At 40.6% G+C, this 19,641-nt stretch carries 15 protein-coding genes and 2 pseudogenes; 16 read left to right on the top strand and 1 reads right to left on the bottom strand.

Features of this window, described 5'->3' with window-relative positions; translation table 11 throughout:
* Positions 1-199 precede the first annotated feature (199 nt).
* The 7 genes and pseudogenes from MRBLPE1_RS17010 to MRBLPE1_RS17040 all read left to right on the top strand — a co-directional run bounded on the left by MRBLPE1_RS17010 (position 200) and on the right by MRBLPE1_RS17040 (position 8,124).
* A pseudogene (locus MRBLPE1_RS17010) lies at positions 200-2,754 on the top strand (LamG-like jellyroll fold domain-containing protein).
* Positions 2,755-3,036: 282 nt separating this feature from the next.
* Positions 3,037-3,381, top strand: a complete 345-nt coding sequence (locus MRBLPE1_RS17015; protein WP_364147468.1) for a hypothetical protein — start codon at positions 3,037-3,039, stop codon at positions 3,379-3,381.
* Positions 3,382-3,547: 166 nt separating this feature from the next.
* Entirely contained in the window at positions 3,548-4,168 is a 621-nt protein-coding gene (locus MRBLPE1_RS17020; protein ID WP_364147470.1) for a hypothetical protein, read from the top strand.
* Between the two features lie 253 nt (positions 4,169-4,421).
* Entirely contained in the window at positions 4,422-4,964 is a 543-nt protein-coding gene (locus tag MRBLPE1_RS17025; RefSeq protein ID WP_364147472.1) for a hypothetical protein, read from the top strand.
* 142 nt (positions 4,965-5,106) lie between these two features.
* Positions 5,107-6,027, top strand: a complete 921-nt coding sequence (locus MRBLPE1_RS17030) for a GNAT family N-acetyltransferase (RefSeq protein WP_364147474.1) — start codon at positions 5,107-5,109, stop codon at positions 6,025-6,027.
* 554 nt (positions 6,028-6,581) lie between these two features.
* A complete protein-coding gene (locus MRBLPE1_RS17035) occupies positions 6,582-7,373 on the top strand; it encodes a phosphotransferase family protein (RefSeq protein WP_364147476.1) in 792 nt (263 codons plus the stop codon).
* A gap of 94 nt (positions 7,374-7,467) precedes the next feature.
* Positions 7,468-8,124 carry a DUF4085 domain-containing protein gene (locus tag MRBLPE1_RS17040; RefSeq protein WP_364147479.1) on the top strand — a complete coding sequence of 219 codons (657 nt, stop codon included), beginning with the start codon at positions 7,468-7,470 and terminating at the stop codon, positions 8,122-8,124.
* 446 nt (positions 8,125-8,570) lie between these two features.
* Here the strand turns inward: MRBLPE1_RS17040 and MRBLPE1_RS17045 are convergent, their stop codons facing one another.
* Entirely contained in the window at positions 8,571-9,068 is a 498-nt protein-coding gene (locus MRBLPE1_RS17045; RefSeq protein ID WP_364147482.1) for a C1q-like domain-containing protein, read from the bottom strand.
* A gap of 160 nt (positions 9,069-9,228) precedes the next feature.
* On the opposite strand from MRBLPE1_RS17045, the gene MRBLPE1_RS17050 reads away from it, so the two are divergent.
* The 9 genes and pseudogenes from MRBLPE1_RS17050 (at position 9,229) to MRBLPE1_RS17090 (ending at position 19,368) form a co-directional block, all read left to right on the top strand.
* Entirely contained in the window at positions 9,229-10,257 is a 1,029-nt protein-coding gene (locus MRBLPE1_RS17050) for a YheC/YheD family protein (protein ID WP_364147485.1), read from the top strand.
* A gap of 184 nt (positions 10,258-10,441) precedes the next feature.
* Entirely contained in the window at positions 10,442-10,828 is a 387-nt protein-coding gene (locus tag MRBLPE1_RS17055; protein WP_364147486.1) for a hypothetical protein, read from the top strand.
* A 246-nt stretch (positions 10,829-11,074) separates the two neighbouring features.
* On the top strand, positions 11,075-11,593 hold the full coding sequence (locus MRBLPE1_RS17060) for a GNAT family N-acetyltransferase (RefSeq protein ID WP_364147489.1): 519 nt from the start codon (positions 11,075-11,077) through the stop codon (positions 11,591-11,593).
* A 54-nt stretch (positions 11,594-11,647) separates the two neighbouring features.
* Positions 11,648-11,776 (top strand): hypothetical protein, encoded by a 129-nt coding sequence (locus MRBLPE1_RS17065; protein ID WP_364147492.1) that lies wholly within the window; start codon positions 11,648-11,650, stop codon positions 11,774-11,776.
* A 19-nt stretch (positions 11,777-11,795) separates the two neighbouring features.
* Positions 11,796-12,500 (top strand): annotated as a pseudogene (locus MRBLPE1_RS17070) (DUF1963 domain-containing protein).
* A 345-nt stretch (positions 12,501-12,845) separates the two neighbouring features.
* The gene (locus tag MRBLPE1_RS17075) at positions 12,846-14,654 is read left to right on the top strand and encodes an ABC transporter ATP-binding protein (RefSeq protein ID WP_364147495.1); all 1,809 of its coding nucleotides are present in this window, start codon (positions 12,846-12,848) and stop codon (positions 14,652-14,654) included.
* Positions 14,641-16,350, top strand: coding sequence for an ABC transporter ATP-binding protein (locus MRBLPE1_RS17080; protein ID WP_364147498.1), 1,710 nt, complete (start codon positions 14,641-14,643; stop codon positions 16,348-16,350). The genes MRBLPE1_RS17075 and MRBLPE1_RS17080 overlap by 14 nt, the downstream gene beginning before the upstream one ends.
* 614 nt (positions 16,351-16,964) lie before the next feature.
* Complete coding sequence (locus tag MRBLPE1_RS17085) at positions 16,965-17,498, top strand: hypothetical protein (RefSeq protein ID WP_364147499.1); 534 nt, start codon at positions 16,965-16,967, stop codon at positions 17,496-17,498.
* 622 nt (positions 17,499-18,120) lie between these two features.
* Complete coding sequence (locus MRBLPE1_RS17090) at positions 18,121-19,368, top strand: HAMP domain-containing sensor histidine kinase (RefSeq protein ID WP_364147502.1); 1,248 nt, start codon at positions 18,121-18,123, stop codon at positions 19,366-19,368.
* Positions 19,369-19,641 lie beyond the last annotated feature (273 nt).

The following is a 19,641-nucleotide window of genomic DNA, read 5'->3' on the forward strand; positions in this document are numbered from 1 at the left end:
GAAAATAAGTTTTGGTTGAGATCTCATAAAATTTATACTATTATTAATTTGTTGATAAATACATTAATTTTTTAAAAAAATGTAAGCGTTTTATCAACTCTAATTCGATTTAAATAGTGGGAGGTGGGGAGAATCATTGTAAACCAGCAATAAGAATACGCTTGCATATCAAAGGTGATTGTGAGAGGAGAAGCATTGAATGAGTAAACGTTCATCCATTAGATTCGTTCTTTTATTGTTAACATTTATATTAATATTACCGAATGTCGTGCTCGCTGAGGGCACAGCCGTAACGGACAGCCAGCCAAGCGATAATAGCAACAAACCTCACCTTGACGAGCAGGGTGAAGCTCCGGCATTTACAAACGTTTCTGTTCACGACCCTTCGATCGTGAAAGACGGCGATACGTATTACGTGTTCGGTTCTCATATCGAAGCTGCAAAGTCGACGGATTTGCAAAATTGGACTCGTTTCACGAATGGATACACGACACCAGGCAATGTCTTGTATGGTGATTTATCCGCAAATCTGGCAGGTTCCTTTGCATGGGCCGGAGAGAACGATTCCGATAGCAAGGGCGGGTATTCCGTTTGGGCTCCCGATGTTTTCTGGAACAAAGACTATATCAATAAGGACGGAACAACCGGTGCCTATATGATGTATTACAGCGCATCATCCACGTATATTCGTTCGGCAATCGGTTTTGCGGTAGCAAAGAACATAGAAGGGCCGTATACGTATGGGGATACCGTCATTTATTCCGGGTTTACCCGGGATGAAGCGTACGATAACAACAGCGTAATCAATAAGAAATGGACGAATACGAATATTCAGGCGCTTATCGATAACGGCACGTTAACGGGAACAAGGCCGGAGTGGTTCAATGCAAACGGATCATATAACAACTATATTTATCCGAATGCTATCGATTCGACTCTGTTTTATGACGAGAACGGGAAACTGTGGATGACATACGGTTCATGGTCCGGCGGCATTTTTCTGCTTGAAATCGATAAATCGACGGGTAAAGCAATCTATCCGGACGAGGACGGCACGACGTCCGACGGCAGACTGATCGACCGATATTTTGGAACGAAAATTGCAGGCGGCTATTATAGATCGGGCGAAGGTCCGTATATTGTGTATGACAAGAACACGGACTATTACTACTTGTATGTAACCTATGGGTGGTTAGGGGCAGACGGCGGTTACAATATGCGACAGTTCCGTTCAAGAAATCCGGAGGGCCCTTATGTAGACGCCCAAGGCAAAAATGCCGTTTTACCGGGCGCTACGGATAATGCTCCCTATGGCAACAAGCTGATCGGCAACTATTTATTTGATCGAAAAATCGGGGATGCCGGAACGGGTATCGGCGTTGGATACGTTTCTCCGGGTCATAATTCCGTATACTATGACGCGGATACCGGCAAGCAATTCCTGGTTTTCCATACAAGGTTTCCGCAAACAGGCGAATTCCACGAGGTTCGGGTTCACCAGATGTTTATGAATAAAGACGGCTGGCCAGTGGTTGCTCCTTATCGTTACACAGGTGAAACCCTTGATACATCCAGGATTTGATCGGGGAATACAAATTCATTAACCATGGGAAAAGCTATTCCGGAGCGATCGAGAGCTCGGTTCTTATTCGGTTAAACGAAGACTATACCATTTCCGGCGATGTGAAGGGCAGTTGGGCGAGGACAAGCTACAATCAGGCGAAAATCATCGTGGATGGAGTCGCATATAACGGCGTATTCGTTCGTCTTTGGGATCCGGCTTCGGAACTTTATGTGATGACGTTCACTGCGATGTCGAATGAAGGAATCTCCGTCTGGGGAAGCAAACTTCCCGATAAAACCGATCAGGAAATCGTCACGGATGTTGTGAACGATCTGGACCTCGGCGAAACGGCGAACGTCATTTCCAATTTAACGCTTCCGGCTGAAGGGACCAGGCACGCACAAATTACTTGGCAGACTTCGGATTCCGGCGTTGTAACGGAAACAGGCGTCATCAGCCGGCCGGATTCCGGTTCGGACAGCGCGACGACTACGTTAACCGCAACCATCGCAAAAGGTGACGTAACGGCAACAAAAAGCTTTACAATCACGGTATTGCCTTACCAAGCAGCCGGTTTGGCCGCTCATTACGCGTTCGAAGATAACTTGAGCGATGCGACTGCTAATTTCGGCGCAGGTACGTTAACCGGCAATCGCATCAATATTACCGGCGGCAGCATGACGTATGGCGAGGGCAAGAGCGGCAAAGCCACGGCATTCGATGGAGCATCCGGCGTACGCTTGCCCGATGGGCTCATCGCTAGCAATACGTACTCTGTCTCGCTTTGGTTAAAGCCGGAGCAGTTAACGATGTTTACGACGGCTTTCTTTGGCGCGAGAGACAGCAGCAACTGGGTAAGCCTCGTTCCAAACGGTCCGGCCGGCGGGAATACGATGGTTTGGTCAGGCAGCTCATGGTACGATGCGGTTACAGGCATGACCATCCCTATCGGGGCATGGAGCCACTTGGCGTTTACCGTCGATAACGGCACGATCCATGTTTATGTGAACGGCGAAGAGAAGTTTACAGGCACGAACTTCCCGAACATCTTCATGACTGCCGATGCAAGCTTCAGCCTAGGCGTGAACTGGTGGGATACGCCGTTCAAGGGACTGATGGATGAATTACGCATTTATGAAGGCGCGCTTTCACCGGCGGAAGTTGCAAGCTTGGCAGGAATAAAAGAATAACGGCCTCTTGGAGTGAAAAATTAGGAACAATCATACGATTTCCGTGTGATTGTTCCTTTTTTTTGTGAAATCAACGGGATTGGTTCAACGCCATTTCTTGATCTTTATTGCCTTTTGTAACCGGCTTCCGGTCAGAAGCGGATTTCGGGTGATGATCAACAAGTAGCTGAATGACTATTACAGATTAACTCAGACGAGTATACCTTAAGTATGGTAGCATTAAGCGCAGCAACTTGTACTAAAGATGATTTAGTGTATTCAACGAATTGGAGGTAATATTAAGTGTTGAATGAGGACAGAGAACATAATCTTAGAGTGTGGCTTGGTGAACTGAAGGATGAGCTTATTACGTTGGAACAAAACCGTAAGACTTATAAAGAGGCAATTAATCTCTTTGATTTACGTATTGATTTTTTATACGCCAGTGCTGAGCACATGGATTACTTGGCTAAGAAAAGCATTTATGAGCAGTTCGTTGAGCCTATAAAAGGGAAACGGGATGATTCAAGGAAAATGTTGGATGATTTTGAAGAAGAGAATTTCGAGCGTATTAAAGCCCTAAAAGAGTTGATTGCGAGGCTTGAAAAAGAGACCGTAGACAGCAAAAGGGACTCGATAGTTGAATAACACACATGGATGAGCAGGCGCTACGGTGGCCTGCTCATTTTATTAAGCTAACGGGCAGCTTAGCGCAACTTTCCATTATTTGGTTTCGTATAAGAAGTGATACGGACGAGACGAACGACTATAGAGTGAAGAGCGAGAAAACTTTAAGGAGTGAACAAATGTGAGGATGAATTCTAAAGGACTCAGAATATTGATTGGTGTTGTTTTTATCATTTGTGTAGGAGTGGGAGGTACAATGGTATTCCAAAGCACAGATGCTAAAAGTGCGACTAATCAAAGCCATATAAATCCTCAAAACGATTCTAAAAATGAACATGGACAGACATACGGTTCTGCGGAAGAAGCCATTCTCGATGAAATGCTACCTGACTTGATTCATGTAGGAAGTGTGGATGGCATTGCAGGATATGTGTTGAAAAAAGATTATCTAGCAGAACTTGGCCATGATGTCCCGCTATATGATGTTGGTGGGAAAACCATAATTGGTTCTTTTCATATTAGCGGCGCTAAGAATATAGACTTCTATCCTAAAAATAAAAACGGACAGACATACGGTTCTGACGTAGATGCTACTTCTCCAGAAACGAGACCTGAATTAATCAGTGCTATAGGTGTGGATGGCATAGATGGATATGTTCTGAAAAAAGACTTAGACGGTGAGCTACCAAAATCACCCGAGGAAGCCATTGCGATACAGAACAGTAGATCACCAGGTGGTCGTGATATTCCGCTGTATGACGTTGATGGTGAAACCGTAATTGGCGTGTTTCACATTGGAGGAAAGTAACAAAAAAGTATGTTCAAGTGTTACGCTAACTGGAAAACGTTAGTTCAATGAAGGACTCTATACAAACGATGAAGGAGCTGCCGCGGCAGCTCCTTTTACATCTTCACAAAATAATGATTTTTGTACAGATGTAGCTGATAGGCGTTAAGCTAACGGGCAGGTTAGTTCTAGTAATTAACTCGCTCGTCGGTACAACTTTTCCTCTCAAAACGCGTCTATAGTGCAGTACGAAAACAGCAGGAGGAAGATGGTTTTGAAGAAAGCATTTCTTGTACTTATATTCTGTATTGTTTTTGCTACGGGATGTTCTAACGAAACAGAAAAATCAGGTCCAGTTCTACATCAGGAAACAATTGGGGACCTAGCGTATGAAATCAAGCTAAATAATAACCACTTTGGAATGAATGAAGAAATTGAAGTCTTCACAACCGTGACGAATCTGGGAAAAGAAGCTTTAGCCTATGTTTCTGGGAGCTCTAGTTGTCCTAACAATGCTTTTATTAATATCACTCACCAAGAATCAAATACTATTTTGTCAACAAAACAAGGCGAAGGTGGTTGCACTTCAGATTTAGGCATGTCTATACTGGAGCCTGGTCAAATGGTCGAAGATAAGGGAATTTTCATTTCCAAGTATCACAGCAAATCAGGACTTGAACCAGCACTCTCGGGTACTTACGATGTGAAGGTTTCGTTGCCTCCGGAAGGCATTGAAACTACAGAGGATTATCAATCAAAACTGATAAACCCACGACCAAGTACCAAAACACAGATAATTCTTTCAGACAATAATTGAGCTAACGGGAAACGATAGTTGAACAATCAAGGAGCAGATTGCTGCGGCAGCTGCTCCTTTCTTCGTTAAGCTAACGGGCAGGATAGTTTAACAAATTGCGGAATTAATTCAAATAGCGATTTGTATGGGGGGGTAAAGTTTGATGAAGCTTTCGGATATAGATGCGTTAATTCGAATACATACACGGTCAGATACAGATAGGATTGTAACAATGATTAACCGCGACCCATTTCACTTTTTAAACGGAGTTTCTGTCATAGAGTTCGAACAAAGTTTGGACGAACCAGGTAGAAGAATCCGTGACAATACTTTCGTTGTCGTGATTGGGCAGACGACAGTTGGTTATTTTTCATTGTGCTTCGTTGAACTAAATACGCACATCGCCGTTGATTGTTTCGGAACAGTAGACGTAGATTGGCGTAGGCGTGGGATTGGTACTGTGATATTCAACTTTATATTTAAACGACTTGAAGATATTGCACGACAAGATGCAAAGCCCATTCACTTTAAGCACCGTGCGCTCACACGTATTCCTGGAGAAGCCACTATTGGGGTCAACTTTGGAATGAAAGAGCAAAACACATTGGAGATACTCTGTTTGAATGATATGGATGACCAGGAAGTCTTCCATAAACCATTAGGATATCAATTCCGCACCCCAACACTTGAGGACGCAAACGTTTGGGCTGAAATATATAACGAAGTCTTCCATGATAACAAAAGCTCAGAGAGCGTAATTCATGAATTTCAGGGAGCTAGTTTTTCGAAAAATCTGTACTTCTTATGCACAAATGAATTCGGGAATCCTATAGGTCTTCTCTCTTCGATTCTTAGGGGGACTCATGCTCGAATACCAACCATTGCTGTAAGGCGCGAATGGCAAAAACAAGGTGTTGGGAAATTGTTGTTATCCGAAGTCTTACAACGATTAAAACAATCAGGTGCTAACGATGTTAGGCTAACTGTAGATAGTAAAAACGACGTAGCGAAGTCGTTATATGAAAAATTTGGTTTTCAACAAGAATATAAGAGAATTCACTACATTGCTACGTTTTTGCCTTAGTTGTGTAGCAGATTTTTGGATTCCTCCTGCATTAAGCTAAACGGGTAACGATAGTTCAATAAAAACACAGAAGCAGCCGACCACAATGATAGGCTGCTTCATTACGCTAACGGGCAGTATAGCGCAACTTCGTATAGAAAAATAAGTATTATAGTAATTAATCAATTAAATAAGATTAGGACGTGCTCTAATATGCTCATAATATTTCTAATTGGTTTTATCATGGTCACAATGATGTTCTTTATGATCTTTTATAAATTGATTGAAAAAATAATGAAATTCCACAAGCTATATAATGGGATCCTTTCAGGTACGATTGTATCTGTTATTATGTATCTATGGATGATGAGCACGATGAAGAACTTACTAACTCCTATGCCATGAGACTCCAAATGATTGAACTAACGGGACACGATAGTTTAATAAAAACACGGAAGCAGCCGACCACAATGATAGGCTGCTTCATTACGCTAACGGGCAGTAGAGTTCAATTAGTGAACAGTGCAAACGCAGAAGTAATGTTAAAATGAGGGAAAAACATAGAGGTGCTATTCATGCTTCCTATTAAAATTCATGAAATCCCCCACGAAATAATTGACTATCTGGATGTTGTGACAGACATTAAATTCCCAAGGCAAGGTCATACATCTGATGTTGGAATAGTTCAAAGCGCAAAGGGGCGCTTTGTTTTAAAACGAACAAAGGGCAAACAGTATTGTTCTTGGTTATCAAAAGAAGTATGCGTCCTTAAATATTTAAATAATACACTGTTACCAACCCCAAAAGTTTACCGATTTGTGGAGCAGACAGACGATAATCAATCATGGGCATTGTTGCAGTTTTTCGAGGGAGAAACCTTAAGGCAAGCATTACTTAAAGAGAAGAATATGAATAAGAAGCATGAAATGATATTCAACTTTGGTGTAGTCTTAGCTGAAATTCATTCAACCCCATGCCCAAAAGAAATAACATGGAATTCTGATTGGTTGGAAGAAATGTTACGGCGGGCAGAGTTTAATCTTAAACATTATTCAGTCGATGGAACGCCTGAATTAATGGAGGAATTAAAAACAAACAAACCTGCGCCAGTAAAAAACACATTAATTCATGGTGATTTTACTATTGATAATGTAATTTTTCATGATGGAAAAGTAACAAGCGTTATTGATTGGAGCGGTGGAGCGTTCGGAGACCCAAGATATGATTTATCTTTAGCAATACGTCCGAAGCCCAATGCTATTGTAACTAATTCGGAGATTAATACTTTCTTTGAAGGATACGGAGAAAAGATATTAGATGAACGAGAATACAAATATTTTGAAGACGGGCTATATGCATTTTTCTAATAACGGGATTCAACTAACGGGCAGTTTAGCGCAACAAAAGATATTTACAAGCCGTATACTTAGTGAGTCAACGAAATGAGATTAGGAGGAAAGAATGAAATATTTCACTAAAGAGTTGTATGAAGAAATGCAGATAAGAGGATATTTGGTTTTCCCTGAAACAAAGAAAGATTGGGAAGACGACATTGCTTGGCATCTATCGGAGGGTTTGAACTTAGAAGAAATGCGTAGGAACAATTTGAAGGATAAAAAAGAAGACTTGCTAAAATATCTCCCGGCGTTCTTTCATCCCTATATTCAAGACGGAACGATTAACTCGCAATTTCCTTCAGATGAACTTAGAAAAATGGCTGACCAATGGCAAATGGAGTATGATGAGCGAACGAAAGCGATCGGGGTTACGTACCGTAACTACTACGACTCCATAAAAGGCTCACTCCCAGGTTATGTTATACAATTGATTGAAAAGTCATTACATGATGCCCAAGTAACTTCGATTGAGATCCCTTCAAAGGACACGTTCATCATGACGTTGGATTGCAGAAGCGGCTATCATTATTTAACGGATGTCAGGCTAACCTTTACGGGAGTTGAGGATGTTCAACCTACAAACTTAAGCGTAGGTAGCGGCTGGCTATATGATGAAGTATACCTCACAGAAACCGGTTTTGAACTTCATGTGTTATTAGATGGTCCATTAATGGAATTCACCATCTCAGCGGAAAACGTTAGTATCGAGATTATATCGTAATTCATGGTTCAGCTAACCGCGAACATTAGTTCAATCAGATTAGGGAGCAGGCGCCGCGACATCTGCTCCTTTTCTTTGTTAAGCTAACGGGGAACGATAGTTCAATAAAAACACGGAAGCAGCCGACCACAATGATCGGCTGCTTCATTACGCTAACGGGCAGAATTGTGCAATAACGGGATAATTAATGGTGTTCACTTTAAAGTAAGTCTATTACAATTGGGCAGTTTAATTTTAGAAAAGAGATTAAAATCCCTCTCTTTTATGTCACATTTGACACATAATTGCGATGGAAACAAAAAGAGGCTCCAACGATTGCGGTAGCCTCATGTGAAATGTTGTCAACCAAACAATAGAAGATAACCTATATAATAGTCATAGAATAAACTACGTATTTGTGGATTTTCATTACCATGAAAGAGGGAGCGTCATAACCAAGGCTCCAATTATAATGGAGATGGGAATCTAGCAGCTTCAAAGTGGGTAGCACTTCCCTCATCAGTAATAGTACCTCCTACTACTCTAGCCTCAAGACGTACGGTAACCTTATCTCCTGCAGTTAAAAACAAGATACCAGAGACACTTAAAACAGGAGTAAGATCAAGGATAAAAAATGAAAAAGTTTCACTATCAACAAGTACATCATTACCGTTTACTTCAATTATTAATGCCGCAGATCGTTCTGAACCATCAGGAATAAATCCAACGCTCGCTAAAATTAAATACACCCCGTCCTGTTTAGGGATGAATGTAGAAGTAAGGGGATCATATTCATCGTTTAAATCAAATATTTCAGATTCATAAGTAACTGGGGTCGGAGCATCAGGTGAAAAAACCTGTTCGTCTTCTTTTTCGGCTCTAAATGCAGATTGTGGGACTGGTCCAGGAGGTCCAGGAGGTCCTGGTGGACCTGGCGGTCCAGGAATTCCGATATGTTTGCCCATCGAGTTCACCCCTAATAATTAATTTGCTCATTCATTTTATTCTTTTACGGATGAAATGAACCAACGGTTGTCTATATTGCGTAAAATGTTTGTCCGTCCATCTCAACCAGTCCTTTTCTTTACATATACTGAAATAGGAAGAATAAGCGGGGGGATTCAGTTGGAACGAACAATGATCGGCATTATGGTAGATGGTAAAAGTTCGAGAAGTACAACATTAAAACTATATGAAAGACATAATCAATTACCGATTCGGTTGATTGCTTTTTCGGCAGATGATATTATGCTGAATAAAATGGCTGTTCGGGGACTTTATCAAGAGGGAAAGCTTCTTAAGGAAAAAGTATTCCCCTTTCCCTGCGTTGTTTACAACCGCAGTTTTCATAAGCATGATAAAATAGCGCAAGTAATGCAGGTGTTATTAGGCGAAAATAAGTTTTTTAATGTGATGACCCGATTGAATAAATGGGAAGTATATAACCTTTTATATCAAACGAATTTAAAGCAATATATTCCGAACACACTTCTTTTTCATAGGGAACAAATTTTAAAACAATTGGATTTGTATCATCAAATTTACGTGAAGCCGATATATGGATCCCAGGGAAATAAAGTATACCGTTTAGCACGAAATGAAGCAGGGGATGTTGTCATATCGCTCCATACTCACTATCCCTCTTACACGCTGAAAAAAAATGACGCAGTCAAAAAAATGGAGCAGCTGATCGGACGTAAAACCTATATAATTCAACAAGGCATCAAGTTTCAACAGCTGCAGGATTCGAATTTTGATATCCGAGCTCTCGTGCAAAAAAATATCGAAGGGAAATGGACTGTGACTGTCATTACGTCTAGGATCGCTTATTCTCATTGCTTTAATACAAGCTTGTGTACTGCTGTTTATAACAGTTCAGAGCTTTTAACTAAATTATATTCAGAGAAACAGAGAGACGAGATTTTACAAACGATTCATTATGTGAGTATTCAAGCAGCTCAGGAAATAGAATATAAATACGGATTAATGGGAGAATTAAGTGTGGATTTTGCTTTGGATCAAGAAAGCAAGCTGTGGATCATTGAGGTGAATGGAAAACCGCAAAAAAGCATTTATACAGGGGTAAAAGGCTTGAAGCATAAGCATTATCTTTACCAGAACCCGCTTGGGTTTGCATACTATCTTTCACAATGAACTTTTCTCATATGGAAGGCATTCGATTGCTGCACTAACGGGAAACAATAGTTGAACAACACACATTGATGAGCAGGCGCTGCGGTGGCCTGCTCATTTTAAGACGGGTAACAATAAATATGGCAGTTGACTCGAGTATCGTTGGTTGAAATCAAGAGGAAAATTACTATAAGGAATGATAATTATGAATCTAATGGAATTAAGAATCCCTGCAGGTTTCGCAATGTATTTTAATAAGTTCTTTGATGTTGAACCTGAACCTGATATAGATACAGAAGACTTTCTAAAGAATTGGGATTACTTCACCGAGGATATTCTTCATATCATCAAATTGGAATATACAAACGGGAAAATGTGTATACCCACAGAGGGAGAAGAATCAATAATAATTGATTTAGGCTGGTACCCAGATTCAAGTCCCGAAGGAGAATACGCTTTACAAATTGTAAAAAATAATGGGTACTGGGATGTGTTAAAAGAAAAACGCACAAAAAATCGGTTTGATATCAAAGAAACACTTGAGGAATGGTTAGAGCTATTGAGTTCCAATCCTGAGTGGCTGAAGAAGTGAAAAATTAGCTTAATTAATGGCTCATTCAACTAACGGGAAACGTTAGTTCAATGAAAGACTCTATACAAACGAAGAAGGAGCTGCCGTGGCAGCTCCTTTTTATATCTTCACATCTTCACAAAATAAAGGGTTTTGTACAGATGTAGCTGATGGGCGTTAAGCTAAAGGCAGGTTAGTTTGGTTATATACATACTAGACCACCAATTTTATGGTAAAATACCCCAAGTAGTTAAGGGGGGATATGAGATGAATATTGAAATAACACTGGTCCCGTATGAAGAGAAGACAGTACTTTACAATCTCCTTCAGCTATATCGTTACGACAGTAGCGAATTTGACGGGCACGTATTAAACAATCATGGGCTGTACTTATACAAATACTTCGATCATCAATGGACAGATGAATATCGACGTCCCTATTTAGTCAAAGTGGATGGGGAAATTGCAGGCTTTGTTTTGATTAGCCTCGATGTTCCAAAAGAATATATGAAACTGAGTACTGCTGAAAAAACAAACACAATAAGTGATTTCTTTATTATGAGGAAATACAGGCGAAAAGGAGTAGGTAGGAAAGTTGCTTACTCACTGTTTGAACAGTACTGTGGTGTATGGGAGGTACGACAAACATTTGCTAATAAGAGCGCTTATGAATTTTGGAGGCAGATAATTTCTAACTATAAACAAGACAACTTTTATCAAGAGAAGATTCTACAAAATGAAAAATGGAACGGACCTGTCTTTGTTTTTGATTCAAGCAGAGTTTGAACTAACTGGGAATGATAGCGCAAACGAACAAAATATTTTGAAGGAGCTTATAGAATGAGTAAAGAAGCGATCATTCAATTGCTTGAGCAAGCGGGGCTTGAACAATATAAGCAGGCAATTGCCTCCTGGATTTATCCGACAGCTCAACTGAATCTCTATTGGAAGCAGCAAGGTTGGCGGTAATCCGGATCTTCCCAAGGACATGGAATGGCCCAGATGGAAAGACTACGAGATGACTTTTATCTCTTAAATTAACTTGGCAGAAATTCCGGCGGAGCTGTCTCTTCCAACAGCCGGTCTACTCTCTTTTTTCTATGCCGTGGAACCGATGTTCAAGGACAAAGACTTTTTCTTCGGAGACCCTCAAACATGCCGTGTCATCTTCACGGAAGCTGGTCGGTTTAATCAAATTTCACGCAGAAATATGCCTGATAATTTAAAAGAATCAGCGAGAATGAGATCTAATCGGATTTCGTTTGAAACAGGGCTGTCTGTTCCGGCACCGGAGTCTTCATTTCTAGAAAGCTTGGGACTTGGTTGGAATGGCAACCAGGAGGACTTTGAAAAATACTGGGGGGGGTTTTTGCCTGGATTTAAGAATCGATGGGAAAAAGAGTGGCATATTAACCGGTTCATGGGTCATCCTGATCAAATTCAAGACGACATGCAGCTTAGTTGCGAGATTGCATATAGGCTACATACTTGGAACGATTTAGAGAACTCAGAGAAACGGAAGCAAATCGTTAACTCGGCTTTGAAGTGGCGCATGCTGCTACAAATCGATTCCGAGGAAGATAAGACAGGTATCATGTGGGGAGACGTAGGGCGAATTTATTATTGGATCCTTGATGATGATCTTGCGGAGTTGCGCTTTGATCGGGTGATTTGCGAGATGCAGTGTACTTAATTATTAGTTTAAAGAGAAAAATTTGTTAAACTATCGGGAAACGATAGCTATCGTTTCTTGTTAGCGGAACAAACAGCAAACCTACATTTTGTCGCTATTATAAGTACTACTTCTTATGATTTGGCTTTTATTTCATAGCATTTACATAAAATTTTGTACATCAGATAAAATATTTTTCAGTCTAGAACTTTATTTTCTTCTGACAGCTGCCTTTTCTCATATTACAGTCTTTAGTCCAGATAAAAATTAAATAAACGATCAAATAAAAACAAAAGAATCTTAACATATTTGAGTGTATTTTAGAAAGATATGGAATTTGGTTTACAAGATTTGGGGGGCGTAATTATGAAACAAAAGAACAACGAAACCATAGGAAGTTGGACGATTTATCGATGGATCCTGCAGCACATTCGTCCATATCGAGTTAAAATGACTTTTATAATCGGTTGTGGATTCATCGCTTCGTTTGGCGAACTGGTTACTCCACTTCTCATTCAACGGCTCATCGATAGTATTGCTCCCAATCAGAACAAACTGGCATATTTTCAAATGCTCGGCCTTATGGCGGCTATTTTTAGCGTTATACTTCTTTGCAACGTTTTAAGAAATTCTCTGCAGAGTAAAGTCAGTGCAAACGCTGCGCGGGATCTTCAATTCGGCGCCTTGCAGCATTTGCGTAAGCTTGGATTTGTCTATTATGAGCAAAATCCAGTGGGAGAAACGCTGTCGCTGATGAATCAGCAAGTACACTCGGCGGAAAGTATAATCCGAAGATTTTTCCCGGAAATTGTACAGCAATTATTATTTCTAACCACCGCAGCAGGACTTTTGCTATATCAATCCGTATTTCTCTCCTTAATCATTGTTCCGTGCTTTCTGGCCTATTACTTATTTGGACCGAAAATTGATCGTAAAGTTTCCGAGGCATCACGCAGGATGGAAGAAGTTAGGATAGACTATGATAAGAAAATTTATGAATCGGTTACCGGAGCGAGAGAATACCGCGCTTTTGGTGCTGAAGAATGGGATATCGACAGAAGCCGCAATAAATTTAAAAAGTTAGAACGAACCGTACTTTCATGGGTTTATTATATCCATCTGAGATGGAGCGTTAGAAGCTTATTGTTTCAGATCGGGTCAATTGCAATTTTTATTACGGGCTATTATTTTATAAAGAAAACATGGATGACCGCAGGACAATTTATTGCATTTCTCCTCATCTACGGCATTTTTATGCAACGCTTGTCGTGGCTTGTGTCTCAATTTATCGAGCAAAACATGCTGCTGCAACAAGTAACCAGACTATATAAACTAGTTAGTACTGTACCATCAATGGAGGAACATCCCTCACCTGTTAAGCAAGGACTTGTCAAGGGCGAATTGTCGTTCGAAAATGTTCATTTTTCCTATCCCGGGCGTTCTTCTTTGCTAAAAGGGATAACGTTGCATATCCGTCCGGGAGAACGTATCGCAATCGTTGGTACAAGCGGGAACGGGAAGTCTACTCTTTTGAAGCTGATGGCCCGTTTCTACGATCCTACGCAAGGCTCAATCCTTCTTGACGGCATTCCACTGACTCAGTTTTCATTTCGTGAACTGCGCGGCAACATAGGCTATGTATTTCAGGATACTTTTTTATTCGGCAGCACGATTCGGGAAAACATCCGCTTCGGAAACCCTGATGCAGCAGATAAACAAATCGAAGAAGCGGCGATTGCGGCTAATGCGCATGGATTTATAACGGAATTGCAGGATGGATACGAGAGTTTAGTCGGAGAAAGAGGCGTAAAGCTGTCCGGAGGACAGAAGCAGCGAATTGCCATCGCTCGTATGTTGATTAAAGACCCACAAATATTGTTGTTGGACGAGGCGACCTCGGCACTTGATAACGTAAGCGAGAATGCTGTTGTTGAAGCGCTCCAGTACCTTCTTGCCGGTCGGACGACTATCGCGGTTGCACATAGATTGAGTACCGTGGTGGATTACGATCGAATTGTCGTACTGGATGAAGGTGTCATTGTCGAGCAGGGCACTTATCACGAGTTGATGGCAAAGCGAAGCTATTTATATCGACTTGCCGAAGGAGAAACGCTTTCGGCAACGAACGCTTTACACGCTTCAAAGTCTGGAGGAGACCCTGTTGTATTATCTTAAATGGATTTGGAAGAATATCGCGAGCATCCGCGGCGGATTTGTACTAGCAATCATTTTTATGGTGCTGGAAACAAGCTCGGGGATTGCGATGACTTACGTACAAAAGTATATCATTGATTATGTAATAATCCAGGGCCAATATCGGCTTTTTCCTATGTATCTATCGCTATTTGCGCTTGCTGTTGTTTCTAGTTCAATTTTTATTACGGCTGCCCCTTATCGATACGTTTACAATGAATTTAAATTGAATAGTATCCTGCTCATGAGGATGTTCAGGAGATTTTTTCGAGTCCCTATGGCGCGTATCCAAAACGAACGTTCCGCACGATATGTTCAATATTTGACAACAGACCTCCTTCATGGCGGCAGTATGATTGGTTATCATACGCCGATCGGCATACAGAGATTACTTCAAGTTTTAGCCTTGATGGTCATCATAGGCTTTCTCAATTGGCATATTATGTTGTCGGTTACGATTTTCAGCACAGCTTATTTTTTAGGCGGACGATATTTTGCGAAACAAATCAAAGCTGTCAATCGGGAGGTTCAAGACAGTCGGACGAAACTTGCTGTCCATTTAGATGAAAGTATTTCCGCATCAAGGGAAATTATTGCTTATCATCGAACCGGTTGGGAAGCCAACGTCTATCATGCCTTGTATAAAGAATATTTTTCATCCGTTTTAAGGGAAACCAAGTCGCGAAACAAACAAATGATGTTCAGCGATCCACTACGTTGGGCAATTACCTTATCTGTACTAGGTTTTGGCGGTTACCAATTGTTTAATGGCCAAGTATCGTTGGGTACCTTTGTGATTGTTTTTCAGTTTACTAATCAGTTAATGGATTCGTACCATAGGCTGTTCCAGTATGTAATGGATTTCTCTGGCATGTTGGCTAATATTGACCGGATGGAGCTTCTGATGAATGAAGAACAAATAAATGCCGGAAGCTTGCCGCTTATGGAGCCTATCCGCAGCATCAAGTTCCAGCAGGTCGACTTCGCCTATAAGGAAGGCGATCGCTCTGTTCTTAAGGGGCTTACCTTCGACATACCTATCGGACGGAAAGTTGCATTCGTTGGCGCGAGTGGCGGTGGAAAATCAACGATCGCTCAGCTTATGGTTCGCTTTTATGAACCGACCGCCGGACAAATCATTGTAAACGGAGAAAGCTTGCGTGAGATTTCTCACAAAGATTGGACTAGCCGCGTTCGAGTTGTGTTTCAAAATCCCTACATGATGGCTGATACGCTGCGGACCAACCTATGCTTCGGCCGGGAACATTTGAGTGAAGACGAAATCGAGAGTGCCTGCCGCTCTGCTCAATTATATGCCGATATTATCAAAATGCCTGGTCAATTAGAAGAAGAGATAGGGGAGAGAGGTGTGCAGCTTTCTGGAGGGCAACTTCAGCGCTTAGCTCTCGCTCGTGCAATATTGGGCGATCCGGAGATCCTTATTCTTGATGAAGCGACTTCTTCACTTGATTTGGAGACCGAACGCTGTCTTCAATCACAGTTGGATCAATTACGCAAGGGTAAAACAACCATCATTATCGCACATCGTCTCTCGACTGTTAAAAACGCTGATCTCATACTTGTCATGGACAAAGGACGGATCGTGGAACACGGCACTCATGATGAGCTGTTATCAGGTGGTACACACTATCCGGCTCTTATAGCTGCGCAGTATTAGGCAGAAATTCCTTGGTGAGCGATGGCAACTTATTAAGCATGAAGAATGGTACAAAGTGAATAGTTCCACAGGGCAGATACCAAGCCAGATACCAGTGCTTCTCCAAGTCTAAAACTGGCATCGATTGATAGCACCTTTCGGTTAGAATTAATTGTTGAAGAGAAAACATCCGTCACAGGTGATTGGAAAGAGGCTAAAGTTAAAATAGTTAAATGGGATGAGATTCCTCTAAAAAAACATCACTTAAACCTGAATCAATTTATAAGGTAACATTAAATACAATAAAGACGAGTTTTTAGGTCCGATTGGTATTTATTTTGATGCTACAACTAAGGAAATCGTTGGTTACGACATAAGAATGTAATTACGAATAGGATTGTACTGCTACGGGTAACGATAGTTGAATAACACTCTGGGATGAGCAGGCGCTGTGGTGGCCTGCTCATTTTATTAAGCTAACGGGCAGGATTGTGCAGCAATGTGCATGAGTTAAAGCGTCACTTATAGGGAATCCTTTCCAAGTATAGGGGGGGTAAACTACGGTTGGGCAGAAAGCACCCCAGGATAGCTTGCTGTATCTAGTAAGAGCGATATTTTGAGGAGAGATAATTTGTATGAAAAAGCTCACAATTTTCTTAATGATACTTTTTGTGATGTCTGGATGCTCAAGTAAAGCAAATAATGTTGCCTCTAATTTAGAAATAAATAATTCAATGTCTAATTTAACTCCATCGTCTATTCCCATACACTATACTTCTGCTTATGATGAGAAGACCTTAAAAGAATTGGGTATTAAATTAAGTTCAACAAATATAGTCCCTAAAATAGGGAAATTGGAAGTTCGTAAAATCACTGAAGATTTATTGCGTCAAACCGCCGTACAACCCAAAGGTGTATATCTTGAGTACGGTCTAATAACGGCTAATGTTGGTATAGGCGCAATATCAGCAGAGGCAAAAGATGCCAACCCAATATTTAAGAATAAAAAATCAATTGTAGATGTACCTGTCTGGGTAATCACATTCAAAGGGCTTCTTCCAGATGATTTTGTGCCAGACAAAAGAGGGAAACAACCTTTGGACATTAGTAGTACCGTAATTGATGCAATTACAGGAAGAGCTTTATTTGGATTTGGAACTGGAAAATGATCAGATTATGGATTCAACTAACGGAGAACGATAGCTCAAAAATGATGTTGCAAACCAGTCCTTTGAGGGGGCTGGTTTTTTAGTTTTAATACCTTAATATTGCGAACCGAGTCGATCCAGCGCATGGATGTATACTAATTTGCCTTTACGAATCATCATTCACATGGCCTGATAGCACGGCCGGTTAAAATCTTTAACACATAATTTATCGACCAATAAATAGCGCTCATTGATTAGCAAATTCTAAACTTCACAAGCTATCTCTCGGGTTTTGTCTATTGCGGAGACCCCTCTGAATCCTCTGTTTTGCATTTCAGTCAGTGTATCCTCATATTATCTTGCCAAAACAACAACTTGTATCGTGGCACGTGCCTGAATTTATTACCAGGAAACAAAACTTACGGACTATTTTTTCTTCCTAGAGATCAATTCAAGACCCTTTTAGGCTTTTTAAATAATCACTTGACCATTTCCTGTTTTTGTTAAATAGTATCTATTCTATTAGTTCTTCAACATTTATAATACATATATCTAGTGGTGGACATATTTTCCTTATGTGGTCTGAATATTACCCATTATTTGCGTTTCTGGAAGTATCAGAGAACAGTCAGGAGATTTTAATGTGGACATAATCAAGGAAATCATGGTGCAGTTTCTCTTCGCGCTTTTGCCATATGTCAGTTTTAATGTTTACTATCGAGATAAAGCACAAAATTATAATAAAAATTTTATCATCGTTACGTGTATGTTATCGCTGTTCTTGGCGATGACATTTTCCCTGAATTTGAAAACAGGATACATTTTTGATGCTCGCCATATCATCATGTTTTTTGGAATTATCTTTGGTGGTTTTCAGACGGGGATTATTCTTTTAGTTGAGTTCATCATGTACCGCTTGTATTTAGGTGGGGAAGGTAAATGGATCGGGATAATGGTATTGACAAGTACATTTATCATGTCTGTCATTTTTAGCCGATTTTATAAACGAGCAAATCGCAGATGGTCGGTATCGATAATGGCAGGAATTATGTTCTCAATTCATTCGGGGCTTTTTCTTTATGGCTACGACCCGGACTACGTTCAAAGCAATTTGTATACCCATTTAATATTTGTTCCGCTCTTTTACTTGATAGGAATATGGATGTTAACTTTCTTATTTGACAAAGCAGTATCCGACAAGAATTTGTTTATTAAGTATACAGAAAATGAAAAAAATGAAGCGATTGGCCATGTTGCAGCTTCGCTTGCTCATGAAGTGCGAAATCCAATTACCGCGGTAAGCGGTTTTTTAAAATTAATTCGTAACGATACTTTGCCTAAGAATAAATTGGACGAGTATATCGATATCAGTCTTAATGAGCTTAAACGTATGGAGGATATTATTTCTAACTACCTTGCCATTGGCAAACCACATGATAAACAGAAGGTACGAACAGATCTTTTATATCAGCTACAAAACACAGTCGATGTGATGATACCGTATGGAAATATGAACAATGTTCAGATTGAGTTAATAAGACCGCAAGCCTCTGTTTGGATTATGGCTGATCCGGATGAGATTAAGCAAGTGATAGTTAATTTCATTAAAAATGCGATAGAAGCATGTTTGGAGGTTTTGGAAGGAAAAGTATCGTTAAGTTTGTCACTTGATGGTAAGAGTGCCATTCTTATCATTAGTGATAACGGAATTGGCATGAATAAAGATCAGGAAAATCGTCTGGGTACCATTTATTTTTCAACTAAATCAAATGGTACAGGCCTAGGGCTTACCTTTTCATTTCAGGTCATACGTGCGTTGGGGGGGACAATATCCATCAATAGTCGACCTCAAAAAGGCACAGAATTTAAAATTACTATCCCCCTTGCATGACGCCTTCTCTTTAGGGTTCTACACGTATGATAGACTGTAAATAGGGTAGCGAAAGACCGTTCAACTAACGGGAAACGATAGCGCAATAACCATCAGGAGAAGGCAGCTAGCTTTGGGATTGAAAAAGATGTTCGCTGTTGCACACATTTCGTTCGGCTTCAGCTACGTCGGCAAGCTCGTAAAATGCCGTGGTGTCTAATTTGGCGAAAATAACCCAAGCCGGAGCTAGGCTTAGGTTTTCGCATTACACATATTGATGATCATCTGTTTTCC

Origin of the sequence: Paenibacillus sp. LPE1-1-1.1 (assembly GCF_040676435.1) — a bacterium.
Classification (GTDB): domain Bacteria; phylum Bacillota; class Bacilli; order Paenibacillales; family Paenibacillaceae; genus Pristimantibacillus.